General features: G+C 40.4%; 3 protein-coding genes. All 3 read left to right on the top strand.

Annotated elements, in window-relative coordinates; genetic code table 11:
* Window positions 1-84 precede the first annotated feature (84 nt).
* From tnpA to tnpC, 3 genes are read left to right on the top strand one after another with little or no spacing between them, the layout of a single operon-like run.
* Window positions 85-420 carry an IS66 family insertion sequence element accessory protein TnpA gene (gene tnpA / locus MLD65_RS17845; RefSeq protein ID WP_243293167.1) on the top strand — a complete coding sequence of 112 codons (336 nt, stop codon included), beginning with the start codon at window positions 85-87 and terminating at the stop codon, window positions 418-420.
* On the top strand, window positions 414-773 hold the full coding sequence (gene tnpB / locus MLD65_RS17840) for an IS66 family insertion sequence element accessory protein TnpB (RefSeq protein ID WP_279326143.1): 360 nt from the start codon (window positions 414-416) through the stop codon (window positions 771-773). Before tnpA ends, tnpB begins: the two co-directional genes overlap by 7 nt.
* Before the next feature lie 56 nt (window positions 774-829).
* Complete coding sequence (tnpC, locus tag MLD65_RS17835) at window positions 830-2,452, top strand: IS66 family transposase (RefSeq protein ID WP_243293165.1); 1,623 nt, start codon at window positions 830-832, stop codon at window positions 2,450-2,452.
* Window positions 2,453-2,500 lie beyond the last annotated feature (48 nt).

Genomic DNA, 2,500 nt, shown 5'->3' with positions numbered 1-2,500 from the left:
GTAATCGTCAAATAGAAACCACCTATGAACAAACTAACAAACGTGGGATAATCTCTTCAAACGAAAATTTGAGGAGGTTTTTTTATGGCAAAGAGTCCTAATTCAGAATTACGAAAGGAATGGGAACGGAGGATTGCCGATTATAAAGCAAGTGGCCAAACTCAGGCTAAATGGTGCGAATCTAATGACATAAGTATTCATCAATTCAAGTATTGGTTGAAAAAAATCAAAGATCATCACAATACAGTGAAAGCAAACAACCTGTGGGTACCAGTAGTTATAGAAGAGCCAAAAACCAAACAAGAGGTCTGCGAATCCCTTCAGATTAAGGTCGGTTCTGTTTCCATAGAAGTAACTCCCGGTTTCAATCCTTCTCTTCTCGCAGAAGTAATAAAGGTACTGACTGAAAGAGAATGTTGAATGAAGTAACGGTTGGTCGTGTCTATCTCGCCCGTGGAAGCACAGATATGAGAAAATCCATTGATGGATTAGCTGTTCTTGTTCAAGAAGTATTCGAACTAGATCCTTTTTCTCCTAATCTATTTGTTTTCTGTAATCGCAAGCGAGATAAATTGAAGATTTTATATTGGGATAAAAATGGATTTTGGCTCTATTACCGTCGATTGGAACGAGGAAAATTCCAATGGCCATCAGATGAACATGGCTCAACTCCTTTAAAAATAACCCGGCAACAATTACGCTGGTTACTGGATGGGCTATCGTTGGAACAAAAACAAGCCCATCCAGAGGTGACGGCAAGAACCATCATTTAATAAAATGCTTCCATTATATAGAGACAATTAGCCTGTTTTTTCGTATAATGGAACCTATGAAAAAGAAAACAAAACACTCAACCTCAACTCCTACAATTGAAGAACTTCTCGAACGCGTTCAACTTCTTGAAAAGCAAAACGCAGAATTAGAGGCGAAGCTAGAAAAGGAAAAGTCTGAATCAGAAGCCAAAATAAATTGGTTAAAAGAGCAGCTTCGCCTACATCAATCTAAGCGTTTTGGTGTTTCCAGCGAAAGAACACTTCCAGGCCAGATGGAATTAACGCTTTTTAATGAAGTTGAAAAAGAGGCGAACCTCGAATCACCAGAACCTACAGTGGAAACCATTACCTATCGTCGTCGTAAGAAGCGCGGCCAACGTCAGTTAATGTTAGAAAACTTGCCTGTGGAAACGATTGAATATCGTTTATCCGAAGAAGAGCAGGTGTGTTCGTGTTGCGGTGGAGATTTACATGAAATGAGTACAGAAGTCCGTCAAGAATTAAAATATATCCCAGCTGAAGTGAAAGTGGTTAAGCATGTTCGCTATGTTTATTCATGTCGTCATTGCGAACATGAAGAGATTGAAACACCAGTCCAAACGGCACCAATGCCAAAACCGGTGATTTCAGGTAGCTTAGCTTCTCCTTCTATTGTGGCTCACATCATGACTCAAAAATATGTAGAGGGTCTTCCTTTATATCGTCAAGAGAAGCAGTTTCATCGAATGAGCCTAGCTTTATCTCGTCAAACGATGGCAAATTGGATGATCTACGGGGCTGACCAATGGTTTACTCCATTATATGATCGAATGCATCAGCTTCTTTTAAAGCTGGATATCTTGCATGCCGATGAGACCAGTCTGCAGGTACTCCGTGAACCTGGGAGACCAGCTACCTCGAAATCCTATCTATGGTTGTACCGTACAGGAATTGAAGGACCTCCAATTGTTCTCTACGATTATCAGGAAACGAGAGCTGGAGAAAATCCGAAAAAATTCCTAACAGGATTTAAAGGATATTTACAGGTGGATGGATATGCAGGCTATCATAAGGTGGAGAATGTCACCCTCGTAGGCTGTTGGTCTCATGCGAGAAGAGAATTCTCTGACGTACTGAAAGCATTGCCAAAAGGTAGCATCAAACCAGTAGCTGCGACGGAAGGTCTCCAATTCTGTAATCAGCTTTTCGCTATTGAGCGAAAGTTAAAAGGACTGGAACCAAAAGTACGCTATGAAAAACGTCTCGAAAAAAGCAAACCCGTACTTGAGGCTTTTTTGTCATGGCTAAAAACACAAGAACAAAAAGTGTTGCCAAAAAGTGGCTTAGGAAAAGCAATCACCTACTGTCTAAATCAATGGGATAAATTAGTAGCCTTTTTAGAGGATGGTCGATTAGAGATCGATAATAATCGAAGTGAACGGTCGATCAAACCTGTGGTGATCGGAAGGAAAAACTGGCTGTTTAGTAATACACCGCAAGGCGCAAGAGCCAGTGCCATCATTTACAGTATTGTGGAGACAGCGATCGCAAATGGATTAAATCCTTATTACTACCTTCGCTATCTATTTGAGCAGCTTCCCAATATAGATTTGACAGATATGGATGCCTTAGACCGACTACTTCCATGGTCAACATCTTTACCAGTGTCTTGTATTTCTTTTAAAAAGTTATTTAAATAATACTTCAAGTCCCCATCTGCATGAAGGTGGGGACTATTTTACGCTTAC

The sequence above is a fragment of the Bacillus sp. FJAT-47783 genome, assembly GCF_022808615.1.
GTDB lineage: Bacteria > Bacillota > Bacilli > Bacillales > Aeribacillaceae > Bacillus_BZ.
This window is presented reverse-complemented; position numbering and strand designations above follow the sequence as displayed.

Excerpts from the sequence above, each read along its gene's own strand:
- tnpA (WP_243293167.1), top strand. The coding sequence starts at position 85 with ATGGCAAAGAGTCCTAATTCAGAATTACGAAAGGAATGGGAACGGAGG.
- tnpB (WP_279326143.1), top strand. The coding sequence starts at position 414 with ATGTTGAATGAAGTAACGGTTGGTCGTGTCTATCTCGCCCGTGGAAGC.
- tnpC (WP_243293165.1), top strand. The coding sequence starts at position 830 with ATGAAAAAGAAAACAAAACACTCAACCTCAACTCCTACAATTGAAGAA.